Consider the following 21,007-nt stretch of genomic DNA (forward strand, 5'->3'; position numbering starts at 1 on the left):
CGTCAGCCTGACGAAAAACGCCGCCGGGGGGGCTCGGTCCGGCTCAAGTCCGTCCGTGACCGGGGGTGTTGAGTGATCGCCGCCATCGACTTCGGGGCCTCGGCGACGAAGGCTGCCCTCTTCGAGGAGGGCTCCTCCAGGCCGGTACTCATCGACGCAGCACATGAATCCTCCAGCGCGGTGTTCCTCCACCGGGACGGCCGGCTCCTCTCCGGTGTCGGTGCGCTCGCCAGCGCCCAACGCCGCCCGCACCGCATGCAGGCCGCGTTGAAGAGACGGATCAACCGTCCCGACGAGATCGAGCCCGTCCACCAGGAGGTCGAGTTCGACACGGTGGTCCTGCGCCCGCTCGTGCGCTGCGTGGCGGCGGTGATCGGCCATGCCTGGCAGGCCGTGCTCCAGGAGACCGGCGGCGTGGAGGTGCCGCTGTTGCTGACCCACCCCGTGGGCTGGAACGAGATCCAGCGTGCGGCCCTCCTCGAAGCAGCGGCCCTGGCGGGGGTCCGGCCCGCCGGTCTGCTGAGCGAGGCGGAGGCCGTCGGGTGGCACATACGGGCTGCCCGGCAGTTAACGGGCACCTTGCTCGTGGCGGACGTAGGGGCATCCACGCTCGACGTCGCCGTCCTCGACCTCGAACCGTCCGACAGGATCACCGTCCGGTACACCGACGGCGACAACTACCTCGGCGGGGACGACTTCGACCGGGAGGTCCTCGCGCTCGTGGCGGCGGCGCTGTCCGACGACCCCCGGGACGCGGCGCTCCTGACGGAGTTCACCGAGTTCTGCGACGCGTTGCCGCACCTCGCGGCCCGCGAGGCGGAACGGGTGAAACGGATGGCGGCCGAGACCGGGGCGGCCGTCTTCGCGCGTGGCGACATCGCGGTCGAAGTGGCCCGCGACGAGTTCTTCGACGCCACGGCACACCTGGTCGACCGGATCGTCGGCCGGGTGCGGCGCGCGATCGAGGGCGGCACCACACGGCCGGAGGCGATGGTCGTCTCGGGCGGCGCGGCACGCCTGTCCAGCATCCACGACGCGCTTGCCGAACTGGCCGACGAGGCAGGCGTCGCCTGTCTCGCCTGGGACGAGTCGGGCTTACCGGGCACCGCCACGACGGCGGTGTCGCTCGGTGCGGCAAGCATGCCGCGGCCGTGGGGAGGGAACACCGCCAGGGCGCGGCGGCCGGTGACCCTTGAGCACGCGGTGCTCTCCGCGGGGGCGGCGCAAGCGGTCGCGGTCCCGGACGGGCTCGTCGTCGGCACGCCGATGCTCGGCCTGCGCGAGCAGTCGGCCAACGCCCCGGTGGAACTGGTCCGCCGCAGCACACGGCGCCCGCGTGACGACAGGCTGCTTCTCCGGCCGCACGGTGTGGCGGCCCTGGGCTACGACCCCTCCGGCGACAGGCTGGTCACGGTCGCGCAGGACCGCAGCGCGTGTGTCTGGGACATCGGCGAGGACCGCCCCCTTCGGTCGTACCGCGCGTATTGGCAGAGCGGCTCAGCCAAGCCGTCGAGCAGCGTCGTGGCAGTCGCCGCGCGCGGACGGCAGGTCGCGTGGGCCGACTCCGACGCAGTGGTGTCGATCGTCGGCTCCGACCGGACATCCCTGCGGCTCGGCCACCCTCCGCACCGGCTGGCTTTCACGGCGGTTCCGTACCTGCTGGCCGTGGGAGCCGACCGGATCACCCTGATCGATCCCGGAACGGCCGAGACCCTGGACGTGCTCCAGCTCCCCGGGCCGGCTCCGCGCACCGCTGTCGCACTCGCCGGGGAGGCATCGCTCGTGTTCACGGCCTCGGACCGGGACATACAGTGCTACGACTGCTCGCGCGAACGCTTCACCCCGGTCTGGAAGCGCGATGCCTTCGTCGCGTCGGCCCTCGCCGTGGTCCGGGTGGAATCCCACCCCGTGCTCATCGCATATGACACGAAGATCCGGCTGTACCGGGCCCTGGACGCGCGCACCGGGGTGCAGAAGGCCCTGAAGGATGCCGAACACGCCGCCGCCCCGGCCGAGTTGCTGGCCGACGGGACGACCGGGGTGGCCTATGCCCGGCACGAGCGCGGCGAGGTGTCCGTCCTGACGTTCGCCGGGGCGCTGCCGTGATCGCCGGGCCGGGCCCGGCCTCCGAGGCGCTGGCCGTTCTGGCCGAGGAGCTGGCGGTGCGGGAGGACCTGCGCGGCGAGGGATTCCTGGCCGACGTCGCCGCACAGTGCCGGCAGCCGTTACGGGTGATGGTCGCGGGCTATGTCTCCTCGGGCAAGTCGACACTCGTCAACGCCCTGCTCGGGCGGGAGCTGGCCGGCGTGAACCGCCGCGAGACCACGGCCGAGGTGACCTGGTACCGCCACCCGGATCTCGCGGGGCAGCCGCCGCTCGGGGGCGGGCACCGCGCGGTCGAGACCGGCTTCCCGCTCGCCGACCGGCTCGTCCTGATCGACAGCCCCGGTCTCAACACGGATTCGGGATCACAGCAGGCCACGCTGAACCTGCTGTCCGCGTCTCACGAGGAGGCCGGCACCGCTGCCGCGCTGGTCTACCTGGTCGTCGGTGAGCCGGCTGCCGGGGATGTCGAACGGCTGGCGGACTTCATCGCCCTGGGCTCGGGCGATCTGGGCAACGTGGTCCTGGTCGGCGGCAAGGCGGAGACCGTCTCGGAGACCTCGATCAAGGACTCGGTCGAGCGGCGGGAGACCGTCGAGGAATCCGCCGCGAAGACCGAGCGGCGGCTGCTGATCCGGAAGGCGTGCGTGCGCAGCGTCGCGGTGAGCCAGCAGCTCGCGATGGTGGCCCGGTGCGGGCGGGTGCGGCAGGAGCACGTGGACCTCGTCCGCGTGATCGTCGGTGATCCCGAGCTGCGCCGGTTCGCGGAGAACGGATGGGCTCAGCTGGGCCTGGTGTGGAGCGCGCGCGGCCGGGCCGCCGAGGCTCTGGCTCCCCTGCGTGCCCTGATACCGAGTCTCGGATGGCTGGTGTCGGAGCTTCCGGCCGCCGGTGAGCTCGACGTGGCGTCGCTGTCGGCCTGCTGCGAACGGGTTTCCCGGCTGTCGCGCCTGGAGCAGGTTCTTGCCGAACTGGCCGACGACGCCGACCTGCTGACCGTGACGGCCGCGACCGAGCGGCTGCGGCGATGGGTGGACCAGCGCGGGCGGTTGCGTGCGGCCAAGGTTCGTGAACAGCTCGACCGCATGTGGAGTGGGGAGGAGTTCGAGGCGTTCCCCCGACGCCGGGCCGCGCTTCTGCTCAGCACCTCGCTGCTGGCCGACATCCCGGTCGCCGACCGGGACTGGGCGATCGCCCTGCTGCGCGGCAAGCCCTATGAAATCCCCGAGCCCTTGACGGCGGTGATTCAGCGCTGGCGGCGCCGGACCGGTTCCGGAACCCGGGGAGTGCTGGCAGCCGACGTGGCCCAGACAGTCGTCACCGCTGCGGTGCGGCAGCTGACCGGATGATGAGGAACGACACCATGTTCGACATCGTGTTGTGCGTCGGCGGCGCCCTGGTGGGCTTCTGGGCCGGATACCTGGCCCGGGGACCTCGGGCGCCGGTTCGGGACGGCCTCGCCCCGGCAGCCGGTGAACCGCCCACGGCGGAGAGCGCCGTGACACCCGAACCCCCGGTGTCTCCGCCCCCGCCTCCGCCTCCGCCTCCGCCTCCGGACAGCAGGGTGTCACCGGAGCCGCGACGTCCGGAGAGCGCCGAGCGGCTGGAAGGCGCCGAGCGGTCGGAGAGCGCCGACCGGCCGGCCGGGTCGGACGCCCCGGCTGGTCGGTCGGCTCCCGGAGATGCCCTGCGCACCGCCGCCGAAGTACTGGACGTGGCCGATCTCGTCACCAACCCGGAGCTGAGCCGTCGACTGGCCGAGGCCGTCGTGCTGCTCCCCGGTGTGGTCGCGATACGTCCCCTGCCCGGCGACGCGTTCGAGCCGCTCAAGCACGAGTGGGTGGGGAGCCGGGCCACGGACGACAGCAGCCGCTGGGACACCGTGGCCGAGGTCCGCTCTCCCGGTGCGTCCGCGTCGGGACGGCTGCTGCGTGCCGCGTACGTCGTCGTCTTCGAACCCCCGGAGGAGTCATGAGCACGACCGCGACCGGCCCCGACCCGATCGACGAGAAGATCACCTATCTGGTGGGGCGCGTCCGTTCGCTCGCCGACGGCCTCACCGCGCCGCCCACCCTGGACGCCCTCGACAGGCTGGTCCGCCGCCGGGAGACTCCGGCGGTCCGGGCCGTCGTGGTCGGCGAGGTGTCCCGGGGGAAGTCCACCCTCATCAACGCCCTGATCGGGCGGCGCCTGCTGCCCGATGCGGCGGCCGCGCTCACCGCGACCTGGACGGTCCTCAGCCACGGCAGCCGCCTGATCGCCAGGGCCCACGTCGCCACCGACTCCGGGCTCGAACAGATCATGCTGGAAGGCCCGGACATCGACGCCTACATGACGGTGGTCGGCGAGCGCCTCGTACGTCGGCGCCACGGTGCGCAGGCGCGGGTCGCGTCCGTCGAGATCAGGATCGACGCACCGGCGTTGGCCGGTGGCCTCGAACTCATCGACACTCCCGGCGTCGGCGGGCTGTCGGCGTCGCACCGCTACGCGACCCTGGCCGCGCTCGGCGAGGCCGATGTCCTGATGTTCGTGATCAAGCCCGGCGAGCCGATCAGCGCCACCGAGCGCACCTTCCTCGCCGAGGCCGTCGCACACCTCGACACCTGCGTCGTCGTGCAGTCCCAACGGGACCTGGCGGCGGACCCGGACAAGCACCTGGCCGACGACGTGGAAAGGCTCCGCTCCGCGGACGCCTGGGAGAAACTGCTGCAGGACCCGGACCAGGCCCGGGAACTGGCTGCCTACTTCAGCAGGACGAAAGCCGTCTCCGTCTCCGCGTTGAACGCCCTGCGGGCCGCTGCCGACCCCGCGGACCCGGCCGGCGCGCGACTCCACCAGAACTCCGGTGTCCCGGAACTGCTGGAGATCCTGGACGACGTGGTCGCCCGCGGCCGCACCGTGCACCGCAGGAACCTGCTCCGTCTGGTCGAGTCCGTGGCCCGGGAGTCCCGCAACCACCTGCGTGACCGGGTCGAGATGCTCGCCGGGAGCGACGCCGGGCAGCGGCTGCTCGACGAGCGGGCGGAGCGCGTCGCGAAATGGACGACGAACGACGGAGCGCACTGGCGGACCGTGCTGGACGGAATCCACCGCGAAATCGTCGAGGACGTCACACGACACGCGAGGAAGCGGGCCGAGGAGATCGGCGACGACTACCGGCGCCGACTGCGGGACATGAAGACCGCGGAGATCGTCGAGGAGACCAAGGGGATGCTCACGCTGCCCGACTCCGTGCTCGCCGAACTGAGCCGCATCTCCGCGGACGGGATGACCAACGGCATCGCTCGCATACGCCAGTTGTTCGTCGACGACGAACTCGACGGCCCGCTGAGTCATCTGACCGAGACCCAGGCGGTGTTCAGCCGGCTGCCGGCCGACTTCGCGGCGCTCACCGGGCCGACCGATCCCAACGACCTCCGCGGGGTCCTGGCCGGCGGGGTCGTCGCGGTCAGTGTCACCGCGCTCGGCGCCGCGGCACTGGCGAACGCGGCGGCCGTCGCCCTGGTCGCACCCATCGTGGTGCCGTTCCTCATCGGCGCCGGGGCGTTCCACCTGTTCAACCGGAAGTCCCGGCAGCAGAAACGCACCCTGCAGGGCGCACTCGACACGCTCGGGATCGTCTGCGACGAGATCCGGAACACCGCGGCCCCCGCTGTGCTGAAGAGCGCCGGGGAAACGAAGGCGACCCTGGTCAAGCTGATCGACGGGGGGCTCACCGAGCTGGCGGCGCAGATCCGGCGGGACCAGGAGGACCTGCTCCGGACCGAAGGGCTGACGCCTCAGGAACGGCGGGAGCGGCTGGCCGAGGCGGAAGGGGAACTGCGCGACGCGGAGGAGGTCATGCAGGCGGCGGCCGTCCTGCGTGGCCGGCTCGGCTGATCCGCGCCGGCGGACCGGGCCTGGCCGGCCTGTCGGCCGTCCGGTTCGTACCCTCTGACGATCTTTTCAGGAGCGTGCCATGACGAAAGTGCGCCGCGTCGGGGTGATCGTGCCCCTGGGCGAGGAGTTCGAGTACGTCCGCGACGTGCTGAAGCCTTCCCGGGCCGAGGTCGTGGACGGCGAGCAGTACCACGGCTTCGACCTGCCGGCGAGCTCCGTCACCGGGGTCATCCGCGTGCTGTCGGACATGGGCCAGGCTCAGGCCGCCCTGACCGCGGACCGGATGATCAACCGGCTGGGCGTGTCGCTGGTCGTGGTGATCGGGACCGGCGCCGGCCTGGACGGTGACGTCCGGCTGGGCGACGTGGCGGTGGCCGATCAGATCCAGGAACACCTGCGCAAGGCCAAGGTCGTCCCGGGCGGCGACGGATCCGGCGTCACCTTCGAGCGGGCCGCCGAGTCCTGGCGCGCCAACGCCCGACTCCTCGACCATGTGCGCAACTTCGGCTGGCTGAGCTCCGGCGAGGCCGCGCTCGCCCGCTGGCGGCAGAGCGCGGCAGGCCGCTGGCCGGGCGGCGGCGCGGGGCCGACGCCGCCGCGCGTACACGTCGGACCGGTGGCCACCGGCGATGTGGTGGTGGCCGCGGGTACGTTCGCGAGATGGATCCGCGAGGCGAACCGCAAGTTCGTCGCGCTCGACATGGAGGCCGGGGGAGCGGCACTCGCGGCGTACCGCAACGAGTCGGCGGACCTTCTCGTCATCCGGGGGATCTCGGATCATGCCGACGAGCACAAGAAGGCGCGGGACGCGGGACATGGCGCGGTCCGCGAGCGGAACGCGTGGCGCCGCTATGCGGTGCGCAACGCGGTGGAATACCTCGTGATCCTGCTGTCGAGCACCGGTTTTCCCTGGCGGGACGGAAAGGCCGCCGGAACCGGGGTGCCCTCTCGCGTCTCCGCCGCGTTGAAGATCGCGCAGTCGGCGTCGCTGGCCGAGGCCGCCGTGAGCCTGGTCAGCGACCACCTCGCCCACCCCGACACCGGGTACGAAGCCGACCGGTCCACCGTCGACCAGTACGACGTCGACCAGTACGAGGTGGACCAGCCCGACGACGACCAGCACCCGCACGACGGCGCCGGTGACTTCTGAGCCCGGGAGGCGACCCGGCGGAGAGTCTCGGTTCCGGCGTTCCCGGGACTCCTACTCCACCGTCACCGACTTCGCCAGGTTCCGGGGCTTGTCGATGTCGCGGCCCAGGGCCTTCGCCGTGTGGTAGGCGAGGAGCTGGAGGGGGATGCCCATCAGGATGGGGTCCAGTTCGTCCTCGTTCTTCGGGACGACGATCGTGCGGTCCGCCTTCTCCTGGGGCTGGTGGGCCACCGCCAGGATCTTGCCGCTGCGGGCCTTGATCTCCTCCAGGGCCGCACGGTTCTTCTCCAGGAGGTCGTCGTCGGGGACGATCGCCACCGTGGGAAGGGCCGGCTCGATCAACGCCAGCGGGCCGTGCTTCAGTTCGGACGCCGGGTAGGCCTCCGCGTGGATGTAGGAGACCTCCTTGAGCTTCAGGGAGGCCTCACGGGCCACCGGGTAGCCCCGCACGCGGCCGATGAAGAGCATCGAGCGGGCCTCGGCGTACTCCGCGGCCATCTTCTCGATCTCCGCCTCCTGCGCGAGGATCTCCGAGATCTGGGCCGGCAGCTTGCGCAGACCGTCGATGATCCGCTTGCCGTCGCGGACCGAGAGGTCGCGGATGCGGCCCAGGTGCAGGGCGAGGAGGGCGAAGGCGACCGTCGTGTTCGTGAAGCACTTCGTCGAGACCACGCAGACCTCCGGACCCGCGTGCACGTACGTGCCGCCGTCCGCCTCCCGCGCGATCGCCGAGCCCACCACGTTCACCACGCCCAGCACCCGCGCGCCCTTGCGCTTCAGCTCCTGGACGGCGGCGAGGACGTCGTACGTCTCACCGGACTGGGAGACCGCGATGTACAGGGTGTCGGGGTCGACGACCGGGTTGCGGTAGCGGAACTCGGAGGCCGGCTCGGCGTCCGCGGGGATGCGGGCCAGCTCCTCGATCATCTGGGCGCCGATCATGCCGGCGTGGTACGAGGTGCCGCAGCCGAGGATCTTCACCCGGCGCACGGCACGCGCGTCGCGGGCGTCCAGGTTGAGGCCGCCCAGGTGCACGGTGGAGAAGCGGTCGTCGATCCGGCCGCGCAGCACGCGGTCGACCGCGTCGGGCTGCTCGAAGATCTCCTTGTGCATGTACGTGTCGTGGCCGCCCATGTCGTACGACTCGGCCTCCCACTCCACGGTGGTCGGCTCGGCCGTCGTGCGGGTGCCCTCGGTGGTGTAGGTGCGGAAGTCGTCGGCCTTGAGGGTGGCCATCTCGCCGTCGTCGAGGGTCACTATCTGGCGGGTGTGGGTGACCAGGGCCGCGATGTCCGAGGCGACGAACATCTCCTTGTCGCCGATGCCGAGGACCACCGGGGAGCCGTTGCGGGCCACCACGATCCGCTCGGGGAAGTCGGCGTGCATCACCGCGATGCCGTAGGTGCCCTCGATCAGGCGCAGCGCCTGACGGACCTTCTCCTCCAGGGTCTCCGCCTGGGAGCGGGCGATCAGGTGGGTGAGGACCTCGGTGTCGGTCTCCGAGAGGAAGACGACGCCGTCCGCCTCCAGCTTGCGGCGCAGTTCGGAGGCGTTGTCGATGATGCCGTTGTGCACGACGGCGACCTTCTGGTCGGCCGACATGTGCGGGTGGGCGTTCACGTCGGAGGGGGCGCCGTGGGTGGCCCAGCGGGTGTGGGCGATGCCGGTGGTGCCCTTGAAGCGCGCCGGGACCTTGGCCTCCAGGTCGCGGACCCGGCCCTTGGCCTTCACCATCTTCAGGCCGGCCGTCTTCGGGGCCGAGACGACGATGCCCGCCGAGTCGTAACCGCGGTATTCCAGCCGCTGCAGACCTTCGAGGAGAAGGGGGGCGACGTCGCGCCTACCGATGTATCCGACAATTCCGCACATATATAGGTGTTCCGTATCCCTCAGCCGTAGACCATGCGGCGCAGCTGCCGGAGGGTGAGCTCCGGCGGGGCGACCGCCCTGTACTTCAGATCCGCCGCGATCCGTTCGAAGATCTCCGCGTTCACCAGGCCTTCCGCCTGGAGTTCGCGGTGGCGGCGCCGGACGTAGTCCCCGGCCGTCTCGTCGAAGTAGGCGAGCACGTCCTGGATCACCCGCAGCGCCTCGCCCCGGCTGAGGGGCGTGGATCGCGTCAGGTGATCGACGAGTTCATCGTGCACCCGGATGATCCTGAAGTACGAAGGCCGGTTTCGCAAGAATCCTGCCCGATTCCGGGCAGCAGACTGTTCAATCGCTTATGGGGCTCTGTTCGTAAGCTGTCCATCCTGTGTCTTGCGCCACGTCGCTTGTGGAGACGATTTTCAGACGCCATGGACATTCCTCGTATGGGCGTACCCGATGAGCTCGCCGAGCGCATGAGCATGGCCGAGCAGCACGAGTACCTCCGCGCCAAGTTCTCCCGGCGCTCCATGATCAGAGGCGGCGCCGTGACCCTCGGCGCCGTCACGGGCGGCACCCTCGTCATGGGCGGCACCGCCCAGGCGGCCGTCCCCACCCAGTCCTCCGCTCCCGCCACCCAGTACGTCGACGGCGCCTTCGTCGCCCCGTTCGGCCGCCACCTGGCCTTCGGCAACGACGCCAGCACGGAGATGACGATCTCCTGGCAGGTCCCGGTCGCGGTGAAGAAGCCCTTCGTCCGCATCGGCACCCACGCCTCGCACCTCTCGGTCAAGATCGACGCCGAGATACGCGCCCTCTACACCCCGGCCGGCATCGGCGCCAGCGGCGACCACACCCAGTACTACGTGCACGCCAAGCTGGCCAACCTCAAGCCGGGCCGCACCTACTTCTACGGCGTCGGTCACGACGGCTTCGACCCGGCCGCGCCGAAGTTCGCGAGCACCATCGGCACCTTCACCACCGCGCCCGCGCACAAGGAGCCGTTCACCTTCACGGCCTTCGGCGACCAGGGCGTCAGCTACCACGGCCTGGCCAACGACGCTCTGATCCTCGGCCAGAACCCCAGCTTCCACCTGCACGCCGGTGACATCGCCTACGCCGACCCGTCCGGCGCCGGCAAGACCGCCGACACCTTCGACTCGCGCACCTGGGACCAGTTCCTCGCCCAGACCGAGACCGTCGCCAAGTCCGTGCCGTGGATGGTGTCGTACGGCAACCACGACATGGAGGCCTGGTACTCGCCCAACGGCTACGGCGGCGAGGAGGCCCGCTTCTCCCTGCCCGACAACGGGCCGGACAAGAAGAACCTGCCGGGCGTCTACTCCTTCGTCCACGGCAACACGGCGATCATCTCGCTCGACCCGAACGACGTCTCCTTCGAGATCCCGGCCAACCTCGGCATCTCGGGCGGCACCCAGACCACGTGGTTCGAGGCGCAGCTGAAGAAGTTCCGCGCCGCGAAGGACATCGACTTCATCGTCGTGTTCTTCCACCACTGCGCCTACTGCACCTCCACGGCGCACGCCTCGGAGGGGGGCGTGCGACAGGAGTGGGTGCCGCTGTTCGAGAAGTACACGGTGGACCTGGTCATCAACGGCCACAACCACCAGTACGAGCGCACCGACGTCATCAAGGGCAACACGGTCGTCAAGAAGCTCCCGATCGGCGAGACGGCCTACTCCGAGACCGAGGGTGTCGTCTACGTCACCGCGGGCGCGGCCGGCCGCAGCCTCTACGCGTTCACCGCCCCGGACTCCTACGAGGGCCACCTGAACGAGGTCGACTCCGTCGCCTCCTTCATCAACACCAAGGACGGCAAGGTCAACGAGACCGTCGCCTGGTCCCGGGTGCGCTACCTCAACTACTCCTTCCTGCGCGTGGACGTCGAGCCCGCCCCGCGCGGCCAGTACGCCAAGCTGAAGGTGTCGGGCATCGCCGAGACCGGCGACCGCATCGACCACTTCACGGTGGCCCGCAAGGCCAAGTAAGGCCCGGCGGGCCCACGCAGGGCCCGGCAGGTCCGTAAGGCCGTACGCCCCGAAGGCAGGGCGCAAGGCAGCAAGGCACCCGCAGGCGGTCCTCACATGCGTTTGAGGACCGCCTGTTTGGCCATCGTGAACTCCTCGTCCGTGAGCACCCCCTCGCGGTGCAGCTCACCCAGCTCGCGCAGCCTGCGCAGCAACGCGTCGTGATCCGCCTCGGCCGCCTCCGGCGCCCGGGACACCCCCGGCGCCCGGGACACCTCCGGTACGCCGGCCGCCGACGGATGCGGCAGCCGTGCCTGGACCGCCGCCGCGACCAGCGCCATCAGCGGATCCCGCTTGAACCCCCACAACTCCACCGCGTTCGGGTCGTACTTGGCCCGCTCCCGGGCCGGCGCGCCGGCCACCCGGAACCGCAGATGGCCGTTCTCCAGACCGGCGGACGGCTGCCACTCCACGCCGAGGATGTCCGCCAGGGCCAGCGTGCGCGGACCCGCGGCGGCCTTGACGTCCTCCGTCTTCCAGTTCCACTCCAGGCGCACCCGCTCCCCGTCGAACGACGCCGTGCCGTCCCCGGCGGAGACCGACAGCGGCAGCGGCGGCCCCGGCAGCAGGTACTCGCCCACCGGCGTGCCCGGCACCTGCGCGAGCAGCAGCGCGTCGCGCACCTCGTCCGTGAAGTACTCGGCGACCCCGTACCGGTCCGACTCGACGGTCAGCCGATAGGGGTCGTGGGGTTCGGCCAGGCGGCCCCCGGTGGCGTGCAGCAGCGGATCGGCGCCGTCCCGCAGCCGCAGCCTCAGCCGCCCCTGCCTGCGGCCCTGCTCGAACGAGATGCCCGCCAACGCGCCCAGCGGAAGCTCCAGTTCACCCAGCGCCCGGCGCAGCACACTCACGTTCCGGTCCCGCCCGGGAATCAGCCGCAGGGCGTCTCCGTCGAAGACCCAGATGCCGTCCTTCTGGATGATTTCCGCCATGCGGGGATTGTTCCACCGGAAGTGCGGGAGAGTGGTCTCGACCAATCCTGGTTCGGTCTCACCCCCCGCTGAAGGGAGCGCATGTGCGAACGCACCACAGAACGACTCCCCGAACTCCCCGAACTCTCCGGACTTCCCGAACTCCCCGCATGGCCCGCGTCCTCGGATCCCTGCTGCTCGTCGCGGCCGCCGGTGCCTTCACGGTCGGCGCCACCCCGACGGCATCCGCGCCCGCGCCGGTGCCGCTCGGCCGGGTCGTCCCGGCGCCCGCCTCGGTCACGCCCGGCGGAGCGCCGTACCGCATCACCCGGGACACCGCCATCCGCGTCGACGGCTCCGGGGAGGCCCGCCGGGTCGCCGAGTACCTCGCGGACCTGCTGCGCCCGTCGACCGGCTACCCGCTGCCCCTGACCACCCACGGCACGGCGGGCATCCGGCTGCGCCTGGCCCCCGGCCCGTTCGGCGCCGAGGGCTACCGGCTCGACAGCGGCCGCGACGGCGTCACCGTCACCGCCGCCGAGCCCGCCGGCCTCTTCCACGGCGTCCAGACCCTGCGCCAGCTGCTCCCCGCGGCCGTCGAGAAGGACACCGTGCAGCCCGGCCCCTGGCTGGTCGCCGGCGGCACCGTCACCGACCGCCCCCGCTACGCCTACCGCGGCGCGATGCTCGACGTTTCCCGGCACTTCTTCACCGTGGCCCAGGTCAAGCGCTACATCGACCAGCTGGCCCTCTACAAGATCAACGAGCTGCATCTGCACCTCAGCGACGACCAGGGCTGGCGCATCGCGATCGACTCCTGGCCGCGCCTTGCGGCCTACGGCGGCTCGACCCAGGTCGGCGGCGGCCGGGGCGGTCACTACACCAAGGCCCAGTACGAGGAGATCGTCCGGTACGCGGCCTCCCGCTACCTGGAAGTCGTCCCCGAGATCGACATGCCGGGCCACACCAACGCCGCCCTCGCCTCCTACGCCGACCTCAACTGCGACGGCACCGCACCGCCGCTGTACACGGGCACGGAGGTCGGCTTCAGCTCACTGTGCGCCGGCAAGCAGGTGACGTACGACTTCGCCGACGACGTCATCCGCGAACTGGCCGCCCTCACCCCCGGCCGCTACCTCCACATCGGCGGCGACGAGGCGCACTCCACCAGCCACGAGGACTACGTCACGTTCATGGACCGGGTGCAGCCGATCGTCGCGAAGTACGGCAAGACGGTGATCGGCTGGCACCAGCTGACCGGCGCCCACCCGGCGCCCGGGGCCCTCGCCCAGTACTGGGGCCTGGACGACACGAGCGCCGACGAGAAGGCCCAGGTGGTCAAGGCCGCCCGGAACGGCACCGGGCTGATCCTCTCGCCCGCCGACCGGGTGTACCTGGACATGAAGTACACCGAGGACACCCCGCTGGGCCAGGACTGGGCGGGCCTGGTGGAGGTGAAGCGGTCCTACGACTGGGACCCGGGCAACTACCTCGCCGGTGTGCCCGGTTCGGCGGTCAGGGGCGTCGAGGCACCGCTGTGGACGGAGACCATCGTGACGAACGCCGACATCGACTACATGGCCTTCCCGCGGCTGCCGGGCGTGGCCGAGCTCGGCTGGTCCCCGGCCGCCACCCACTCCTGGGACGCCTACAAGGTGCGGCTCGCCGCCCAGGCCCCGCGCTGGGACGCCCTCGGCATCGCCTACTACCGCTCGCCGCAGGTGCCCTGGCCCGCGCACTAGGGTGAAACCAGGGTGAATCTAGGGTGAAACGACCGACGGGCTCCCCCGAGGACCGTACTCGGGGGAGCCCGTCCGCCCGGATCAGAACCCCGCGACGGGATTTTCCAGGGTTCCGACCAGCTGGAGGGCGCCCGACGGGTCCGCCAGGTCCACCATCTGCCGGTTGTCGCGCAGCTGGAGCCGGTTGAGGCAGGACAGTGCGAACTCGGGCGCGAACATGTCGTACCGCGCGAACTTCTCCGCGAGTTCGGGCGCCGACTCCTGGTACTCACGGGTGACCTCGGCGACCGTCCGCCAGAAGTCGTCCTCCGTCAGGACCCCCTCGGTCGCGAGGTTCGCGGCGAGGAAGCGGAAGAAGCAGTCGAAGACGTCCGTGAAGATGGAGAGCAGCTTCTTGTCCTCGGGGACCTCGACGCGCAGCCGCTCCACCGTCGGCGGCAGCACCGCGTCCGGGTCCATGACCGCGATCTCCTCGGCGATGTCCTTGTAGACCGCCCGCCGCACCACACCGTCCTCCAGGACCAGGATGACGTTCTCGCCGTGCGGCATGAAGACCAGGTCGTAGGCGTAGAAGCTGTGCAGGAGGGGCGTGAAGTAGGCCCGCAGGTAGGCGCGCAGCCACTCCCGCGCCGGCAGCCCGCTCTGCTCGACCAGCGCGGCCGCGAAGGAGGCGCCCTCGTGGTCCACGTGCAGCAGGGAGGCCATGGTCGCGAGCGACTCGCCCTCCTGGAGGGACGGCACCGGGCTCTCCCGCCACAGCGCGGCCAGCATCTTCCGGTACGGCGAGTAGCGGTCGGTCGCCTTCTCGTACTCCAGGTGCCGGTAGCCGACGGCCGCCCGCTCCCGGATGATCGACAGGCCGGTGGACTTGAGCACCGGGTCGTTGTCGATGAGCTGGGCCAGCCAGTCGTTGATGGCCGGGGTGGCCTCCATGTAGGCGGCGGAAAGGCCGCGCATGAAGCCCATGTTGAGGACCGAGAGAGCGGTCTTGACGTAGTGCTTCTCGGGGCTGGAGCTGTTGAAGAAGGTCCGGATGGACTGCTGGGCCAGGTACTCGTCGTCGCCCTCGCCCAGGCAGACGAGGTACCCGCGGGCGACCTCGGCGGCGAAGGTGACGGTGAGCTTGTTCCACCACTGCCAGGGGTGGATCGGGATGAGCAGGTAGTCGGCGGGGTCCAGGCTCCGGTCGCGCAGCACGCCGTCGAAGCGCTCGACGGCCGCCGCGCCCAACTCGTCCCGCACGAAGGTCTCGTACTCGATCCCGACCCCCGCCGTGAACGCGGCCCGCGACCTGTGCGCCGCCAGCCACACCAGCCGGACCGGGTTCGCGGTCTCCGGGGCGTACGACAGGTACTCGTGGACGCCGAAACCGAGCCGCCCGTTGTTGGCGACGAAGCAGGGGTGGCCCTCGGTCATCCCGGTCTCGATCGCCTGGAAACCGCTCCTGGCGAGCTCGGCGACCGGGACCTGCGGCTTGGTGAGCTTGTAGCAGGTGCCGGAGAGGGTGGAGGAGATCTCCTCCAGGTAGACCGGCAGGACCTCGTCGCCGAGCCCCAGGGCGTCCTTCAGCTCGATGAAGAAGTCCAGGGCGGCGAGAGGGAGTTCGGCGCCGTCCCGGGTACGGGTGATCGAGTCGGCGTCCACCTGCCAGTGGTCGAGGGCGCGGCGGACGGCGGTGAAGCGGTAGCGGGTGAGCCCGTCGTCGCTGCGGACGACGTACGACGGCCCGTCCGCCTCCGGGGTGATCAGGCGCTCGTGGGCGAACTCCGCGAGGGCCTTGCGTATGAGCAGCCGGTTGGCCTTCTCCCAGCGCTCGGGGGAGAGGTGGGCCACGGAGTCGGCGAGGGTCATACGGCGGCCACCGCCTTCTCGAACCGCTCCCGGGTGCAGTAGCTCAGCAACGCCTTCTTCTCCGGCTTCTGGATCTCCCGTACGGGCACGAACCCGACGGCCTCGTTGAGTGCGTGCACGGCCGTGTTGCCGACGTCCGGCTCGACGACGATCCGGCGGACCGCCGGGTCCTCGAAGAGATGCGCCACCACGGCTGTGATGACGGCCTTGGTGAACCCGTGCACGGGCGTCTCGGTGGCCGGGGTCAGGAAGTGCATCCCGACATCCCCCGGCTCGGGCTCGTACAGCCCGACCAGCTCGCGGTGGGCCGGGTCGTAGTACTCCATGAGGAAGGCCGGCTCGCCGTCCTCGCCGAGGCCCAGCAGGGCGTGGTGGTGCTCGTCGGCCGCGATCTCCATGTACGCCCGCTCGACGTCCTCCAGCCGGGCGTCCTGCATCATCCAGTAGGCCGCCTTGGGGTGGGTGACCCAGCGGTGCAGCAACTCGGCGTCCGTGAGGGGGGCGAGGGGACGGAAGGTGAAGGCCATCGTCATCGTGGTCATACGGCGAACTCCTGGAAGGCGATCGTCTTCTCCACCGGGTAGTACTCGGAGCCGAGCAGCTCGCGGATGATGTACGCGTTCCGGTAGGGGCCCATGCCCAGGTCGGGGCTGGTGATGCTGTGGGTGTGGACGCCGGCGTTCTGCAGGAAGACGCCCCGGCCGGTGATGTCGACGGCGTAGTTGCGGGCCACGTCGAAGTTGCCGTGCGTGTCGTAGCGCAGCCGGTCGCGGACGGGCTTCAGGAACTCGGGCTCGGTGTACCTGTAGCCGGTGGCCAGGACCAGGCCCTGGGTCTCGATCTCGTACTCCTTCCCCTGCTCCTCCTGGCGGAGGGAGAGGGTGTAGGTGCCGTTGTCGTAGGCGGCCGCGTTCAAGGAGGAGTTGGTCAGCAGTCTGGTCGGCACCGGGCCGCCGAGGTTCTTCTGGTAGAGCAGGTCGAAGATCTCGTTGATCAGGTCGCCGTCGATGCCCTTGAAGAGGCCCTTCTGCTCGGCGGTGAGCCGGTAGCGGGTCGCCTCGGGCAGGGCGTGGTAGTAGTCGATGTACTCGGGGCTGGTCATCTCCAGCGTGAGCTTGGTGTATTCGAGCGGGAAGAAACGCGGGGAGCGGGTCACCCAGTTCAGGCGGTAGCCGTGGACGTCGATCTCGCTGAGCAGGTCGTGGTAGATCTCGGCGGCGGACTGGCCGCTGCCGACCAGCGTGATCGACTCCTTGGACTGGAGTTCCTGCTTGTGCCGCAGGTAGCGCGAGTTGTGGATGAAGTCGCCGCCCAATTCCCGGCAGGCCTCGGGGATGTGGGGCGGGGTGCCGGTGCCCAGGACCAGGCGACGGGCGCGGTACGTCTCGCCGGCGGCCGTCGTGACGACGTAGACCTCGTCCGTGTCGTCGTACCGGACCTCCGTCACCGTCGTGCCGAAGCGGACGTTGGTCAGCCGGTGCGCCGCCCAGCGGCAGTAGTCGTCGTACTCGACGCGCAGCGGGTAGAAGTTCTCGCGGATGTAGAACGAGTACAGCCGGCCCTTCTCCTTCAGGTAGTTGAGGAAGGAGTACGGCGAGGTGGGGTCGGCGAGGGTGACCAGGTCCGACATGAACGGGGTCTGGAGGTGGGCGCCGTCCAGGAACATGCCGGCGTGCCACTCGAAGTCGGGCTTCGAGTCCAGGAAGACGCCGTCCAGTTCGGCGATCGGCTCGGTGAGGCAGGCGAGGCCGAGGTTGAAGGGCCCGAGCCCGATCCCCACGAAGTCATAGGTTGTGGTCGGGTTGTCAGGACGCGCGGTCAAGGGACTCTCCCAGGTACTGCTCGGCGTGGCCGGCGATCAGGTCGAGGACGGCGGTGATGTCGGCCGTCGTGGTCTCGGGGTTGAGCAGGGTGAACTTGAGGTAGTGGCGGCCGCCGACCTTGGTGCCCGCGACCACGGCGTCGCCGGAGGCGAACAGGGCCTTGCGGGCGTACAGGTTGGCGCGGTCGATCTCGGCCGGGTCGGTGACGGCCGCCGGGATGTAACGGAAGACGAGAGTGGAGAGCGACGGCTCGACGACGACGTCGTAGCGCGGGTCGGCCGCCAGCAGCCTCCAGCCCTCCTCCGCCAGCTCGCAGACCTCGTCGAAGAGTTCGCCGATGCCGTCGGCGCCCATGGTGCGCAGGGTCAGCCACAGCTTGAGGGCGTCGAAGCGGCGGGTGGTCTGGAGGGACTTGTCGACCTGGTTGGGGATGCGTTCGGTGACCATGCGGCGGGGGTTGAGGTAGTCCGCGTGGTAGGTGACATGGCACAGGGTCGAGGCGTCCCGGACCAGCACGGCGGACGAACTCACCGGCTGGAAGAAGGACTTGTGGTAGTCGACGGTGACCGAGTCGGCGCGTTCGATGCCGGCGATCCGGTCCCGGTTCTTCAGGGAGGCGAGCAGGCCGCAGCCGTAGGCCGCGTCGACGTGCATCCACACGCCGTACTGCTCGCACAGTTCGGCGATCTCGGGCAGCGGGTCGATGGAGCCGAAGTCGGTGGTGCCGGCGGTGGCGACGACCGCCATGGGCACCAGGCCGTCCTGCTTGCAGCGCTCCAGCTCGCGGGCGAGGGCGACGGTCTGCATCCGCTTGTCGGCGCCGACGGGCACGGAGACCACCGCGTCCTGGCCCAGGCCGAGCAGTTTCGCCGACTTCTTCACGCTGAAGTGGCTGACCTCGGAGGCGAAGATCCGCAGTCTGTCGAGGCTGTCGCTCTTCGACTCCTCCCGCGCCAGCAGCAGCGCCTGGAGGTTGGACTGGGTGCCGCCGGAGGTGAACACGCCGTCGGCGGCCGGGCCGAGGCCGACCCGCTCGGCCGTCCAGTCGATCAGTTTCCGCTCGATGAGGGTGCCGCCGGCCGACTGGTCCCAGGTGTCCAGGGAGGAGTTGACGGCGGAGAGCACCGCCTCGCCGAGCACCGCCGGGATGACCACAGGGCAGTTGAGGTGGGCGAGGTAGCGGGGGTGGTGGAAGTAGACGGCGTCCCGGAGGTAGACGTCCTCCAGCTCGTCCAGGGCCGCGGTGGTGTCGTGCAGCGGCCGGTCGAGGTCGATGCCGTCGATGAGGGGGGAGAGGGCGTCGACGGTGACACCGGTGAACGGACGGTCGGTGGTGGCGAGTTTGGCCGCCACCCGCTCTACTCCTTCGGTCACGGAGCGGCGGTACTGCTCCGCGGTGAGGTCATTGAGCAGGTGCGAGCGCATGAGGGGGTCCTCCGGGACGATCCGTGCGGGGGAGGGGAGCGATCGGCTCCACTTAGGTTAGCCTAACCTAAGTAACGCGAGCGAAGCGCTGCCCCTCCCGTGACAGCCGTCACGTCGGCGGCCGTAATTACTCGCCGGCCTCGGACTACTCGCCGGCCGCCCGGAGTTGTTCCTCCGTCAGACCCTGCCGCCAGTACCCGACGAAGGTGACCCGCCGCCGGTCGATCCCGCGCTCGCCCACGAGGTGCCGGCGCAGTTCCTTCACCCGCCCCGACTCCCCGGCGATCCAGGCGTACGGGTGTGCGTGGGAGGGGAGTTGTGCGGCGCGGATCTCCTCCGTGGCATCGCGGCCGCCCACCAGCCAGGTGATCTCCGCGTCCGCCTCGGTGGCCACGTCCTGGACGTCCCCGGCGCACGGCACCTCCAGCCAGGCGCGGACGCGCGTGCCGGCGGGGAGCGATTCGAGGACGGCGGTCGCGGCGGGTACGGCGGTCTCGTCGCCCCAGATCAGCACCAGGTCGGTGTCCTCGGGCGGCCGGAAACGGATCGCCCGGTTGTCGGCGATCGCCGGCCCGAGCAGGACCACCCGGTCACCGGAGGCGGCCCGCGACGCCCACCGGGAGGCGGGCCCCGCCGGGGTGGCGGCCCCCGGCTCGATCCCGTGCAGCACGAAGTCGATGTCGATCTCGTCCGGGTCCCGGCGCAGTTCCCGCAGCGTGTACGACCGCATCACGGCCCGTACGTCGTCGGGGAGTTCGCGCCAGCCCTGCCACCAGCCGTCGCCCAGCTCTGTCGGGACCGCGGGCTCGGTGTGCCCCTCGGCCGGGAGGAACAGGGAGAGGGACTGGTCGCGTCCGTCGGAGTGGAAGTGCGCCAGGTCGGCGCCGGCGAAGGTGACCCGGACCAGAGACGGACCGAGCCGCCTCGTCCGTACGACCTGGAGGGAGAAGAAACGGAACGGGGCGGCTACGGCCGTCGTCATATGTGCTCCTGAGACTCAGGAAGTTGTGTGGGTTGCCTGGGCGAGGTCAGCTGACCTTCTTCGCCGTCTCCAGCGCCTTGGCGAGGTTCTCCACCATCGCGACGCACTTGTCGTAGGAGAAGATCGGCTCGGGGGAGCGGGCGATGACCTGGCCGGCCTTGACCGCGGGGAGCTTCTTCCAGGTGGCCTGGGTGATGTCGGCGGGCTGGATGGTCGCCGTACGGTCGTCCATCATGATGATGTCGGCCTTGTACTTGTCGACGTTCTCCCAGCTCAGGCTCTCGTACCAGCCGCCGCTCGCCTTCAGCACGGACGCCGACGGCTCGACGAAGTTCACGCCGAGGGCCTTGAAGTACTCCAGGTCCACGGAGAGGTCGGAGCCGGAGACGTAGAACAGGTCCTGGGCGGCGGAACCGGCCATCACCGTGATGTCCGGGTGTGCCTTGGCGGCTGCGCGCAGCCGGGAGGACGCCTCCTCGAACCGCTTCTTCGCGTCGGTCACCTTGCTCGCCGTCATGTCCGCGCCGAGCGACTCCGCAAGGGCCCAGATGCGCTGGAGCGGGACGGTGAGCTGACGGTCGTAGGCCGAGATGCCGACGCTCGGGGCGAGCTTGGCGATCTTGTCCTTGGACTCGTCCGGGACGTACCAGAGGGTGCCGGCGGCGTCGAACAGCGTGGTGATCAGTACGTCCGGCGCCAGGGCCGCGTACTTCTCGACGTTGAACTGCCCCCACTCGTTGCCGAGGACGGTCAGCTTGCTGATGTCCATGTCGCCGGCCTGGACGTCGGCCTTGCCGGCCTTGGTCTTCGTCGGGCCGAAGACGCCCTTCACGCTGACGCCGTAGTCGTGGAGCGCGGCGGCGACGCCGACGAACGCGACGATGTTCGCCGGGACCTTGTCCAGCTTCACCGTGGTCCCGCGGTCGTCCTTGAACGTCCAGGGACCGGACTTGGCGGCGGCCGTCGTCTCCTTGTCGGAGGAGCCACCGCTTTTGTCGTCACCGCAAGCGGCAAGCGCGGCGCCGAGACCGAGGGCGCCACCGGCGGTGAGGATGCCACGGCGGGTGAGGTGGGCTGCTCTGACGTTGGACATAGGTGTGGCTGCTTTCGGACGTGCGGGAACACCGCCGGACGGGATGGAGCTTAGGTTAGCCTAACCTCAGATCTTGTCCAGGTCCGGCTCTCGGGGGATGACACCCGGGACCGGCTCACCGAAGTCAACTCCCG

At 70.3% G+C, this 21,007-nt stretch carries 16 protein-coding genes; 7 read left to right on the top strand and 9 right to left on the bottom strand.

Annotated elements, in window-relative coordinates; genetic code table 11:
• Positions 1–72 precede the first annotated feature (72 nt).
• The 5 genes from SSP29_RS36320 (at position 73) to SSP29_RS36340 (ending at position 7,132) form a co-directional block, all read left to right on the top strand.
• The gene (locus tag SSP29_RS36320; protein WP_089105172.1) at positions 73–2,106 is read left to right on the top strand and encodes an Hsp70 family protein; all 2,034 of its coding nucleotides are present in this window, start codon (positions 73–75) and stop codon (positions 2,104–2,106) included.
• Positions 2,103–3,452, top strand: coding sequence for a GTPase (locus SSP29_RS36325; protein WP_089105173.1), 1,350 nt, complete (start codon positions 2,103–2,105; stop codon positions 3,450–3,452). Before SSP29_RS36320 ends, SSP29_RS36325 begins: the two co-directional genes overlap by 4 nt.
• Before the next feature lie 14 nt (positions 3,453–3,466).
• Positions 3,467–4,078, top strand: coding sequence for a nucleotide exchange factor GrpE (gene grpE / locus SSP29_RS36330; protein WP_145968988.1), 612 nt, complete (start codon positions 3,467–3,469; stop codon positions 4,076–4,078).
• On the top strand, positions 4,075–5,982 hold the full coding sequence (locus SSP29_RS36335; protein ID WP_089105175.1) for a dynamin family protein: 1,908 nt from the start codon (positions 4,075–4,077) through the stop codon (positions 5,980–5,982). The genes grpE and SSP29_RS36335 overlap by 4 nt, the downstream gene beginning before the upstream one ends.
• A 79-nt stretch (positions 5,983–6,061) precedes the next feature.
• Positions 6,062–7,132 carry a 5'-methylthioadenosine/S-adenosylhomocysteine nucleosidase family protein gene (locus SSP29_RS36340; RefSeq protein WP_089105176.1) on the top strand — a complete coding sequence of 357 codons (1,071 nt, stop codon included), beginning with the start codon at positions 6,062–6,064 and terminating at the stop codon, positions 7,130–7,132.
• Between the two features lie 51 nt (positions 7,133–7,183).
• Here the strand turns inward: SSP29_RS36340 and glmS are convergent, their stop codons facing one another.
• Both glmS and SSP29_RS36350 read right to left on the bottom strand, forming a co-directional pair.
• The gene (gene glmS, locus SSP29_RS36345) at positions 7,184–9,001 is read right to left on the bottom strand and encodes a glutamine--fructose-6-phosphate transaminase (isomerizing) (protein WP_089105177.1); all 1,818 of its coding nucleotides are present in this window, start codon (positions 8,999–9,001) and stop codon (positions 7,184–7,186) included.
• 20 nt (positions 9,002–9,021) lie between these two features.
• On the bottom strand, positions 9,022–9,279 hold the full coding sequence (locus SSP29_RS36350; RefSeq protein WP_089105178.1) for a hypothetical protein: 258 nt from the start codon (positions 9,277–9,279) through the stop codon (positions 9,022–9,024).
• Between the two features lie 165 nt (positions 9,280–9,444).
• On the opposite strand from SSP29_RS36350, the gene SSP29_RS36355 reads away from it, so the two are divergent.
• The gene (locus SSP29_RS36355) at positions 9,445–11,007 is read left to right on the top strand and encodes a purple acid phosphatase family protein (protein WP_089105179.1); all 1,563 of its coding nucleotides are present in this window, start codon (positions 9,445–9,447) and stop codon (positions 11,005–11,007) included.
• 92 nt (positions 11,008–11,099) lie between these two features.
• Here the strand turns inward: SSP29_RS36355 and SSP29_RS36360 are convergent, their stop codons facing one another.
• A complete protein-coding gene (locus SSP29_RS36360; protein ID WP_089105180.1) occupies positions 11,100–11,978 on the bottom strand; it encodes a DUF4429 domain-containing protein in 879 nt (292 codons plus the stop codon).
• A 149-nt stretch (positions 11,979–12,127) separates the two neighbouring features.
• Here SSP29_RS36360 and SSP29_RS36365 point away from each other — a divergent pair, with 149 nt between their 5' ends.
• Positions 12,128–13,699 carry a beta-N-acetylhexosaminidase gene (locus SSP29_RS36365; protein WP_089105181.1) on the top strand — a complete coding sequence of 524 codons (1,572 nt, stop codon included), beginning with the start codon at positions 12,128–12,130 and terminating at the stop codon, positions 13,697–13,699.
• A gap of 81 nt (positions 13,700–13,780) precedes the next feature.
• Here SSP29_RS36365 and SSP29_RS36370 read toward each other — a convergent pair whose 3' ends face one another.
• The 6 genes from SSP29_RS36370 to SSP29_RS36395 all read right to left on the bottom strand — a co-directional run bounded on the left by SSP29_RS36370 (position 13,781) and on the right by SSP29_RS36395 (position 20,873).
• Complete coding sequence (locus SSP29_RS36370) at positions 13,781–15,550, bottom strand: IucA/IucC family protein (RefSeq protein WP_089105182.1); 1,770 nt, start codon at positions 15,548–15,550, stop codon at positions 13,781–13,783.
• Complete coding sequence (locus SSP29_RS36375) at positions 15,547–16,092, bottom strand: GNAT family N-acetyltransferase (RefSeq protein ID WP_089105183.1); 546 nt, start codon at positions 16,090–16,092, stop codon at positions 15,547–15,549. Before SSP29_RS36375 ends, SSP29_RS36370 begins: the two co-directional genes overlap by 4 nt.
• A complete protein-coding gene (locus tag SSP29_RS36380) occupies positions 16,089–17,372 on the bottom strand; it encodes a lysine N(6)-hydroxylase/L-ornithine N(5)-oxygenase family protein (RefSeq protein ID WP_089105184.1) in 1,284 nt (427 codons plus the stop codon). The genes SSP29_RS36375 and SSP29_RS36380 overlap by 4 nt, the downstream gene beginning before the upstream one ends.
• Complete coding sequence (gene desA / locus SSP29_RS36385; protein ID WP_089105185.1) at positions 17,356–18,798, bottom strand: lysine decarboxylase DesA; 1,443 nt, start codon at positions 18,796–18,798, stop codon at positions 17,356–17,358. The genes SSP29_RS36380 and desA overlap by 17 nt, the downstream gene beginning before the upstream one ends.
• Positions 18,799–18,943: 145 nt before the next feature.
• A complete protein-coding gene (locus SSP29_RS36390) occupies positions 18,944–19,780 on the bottom strand; it encodes a siderophore-interacting protein (RefSeq protein ID WP_089105186.1) in 837 nt (278 codons plus the stop codon).
• Positions 19,781–19,826: 46 nt separating this feature from the next.
• Complete coding sequence (locus SSP29_RS36395; protein ID WP_089105187.1) at positions 19,827–20,873, bottom strand: ABC transporter substrate-binding protein; 1,047 nt, start codon at positions 20,871–20,873, stop codon at positions 19,827–19,829.
• Between the last annotated feature and the right edge of the window lie 134 nt (positions 20,874–21,007).

The organism is Streptomyces hyaluromycini (assembly GCF_002217755.1).
In the GTDB taxonomy this organism is placed as follows: domain Bacteria; phylum Actinomycetota; class Actinomycetes; order Streptomycetales; family Streptomycetaceae; genus Streptomyces; species Streptomyces hyaluromycini.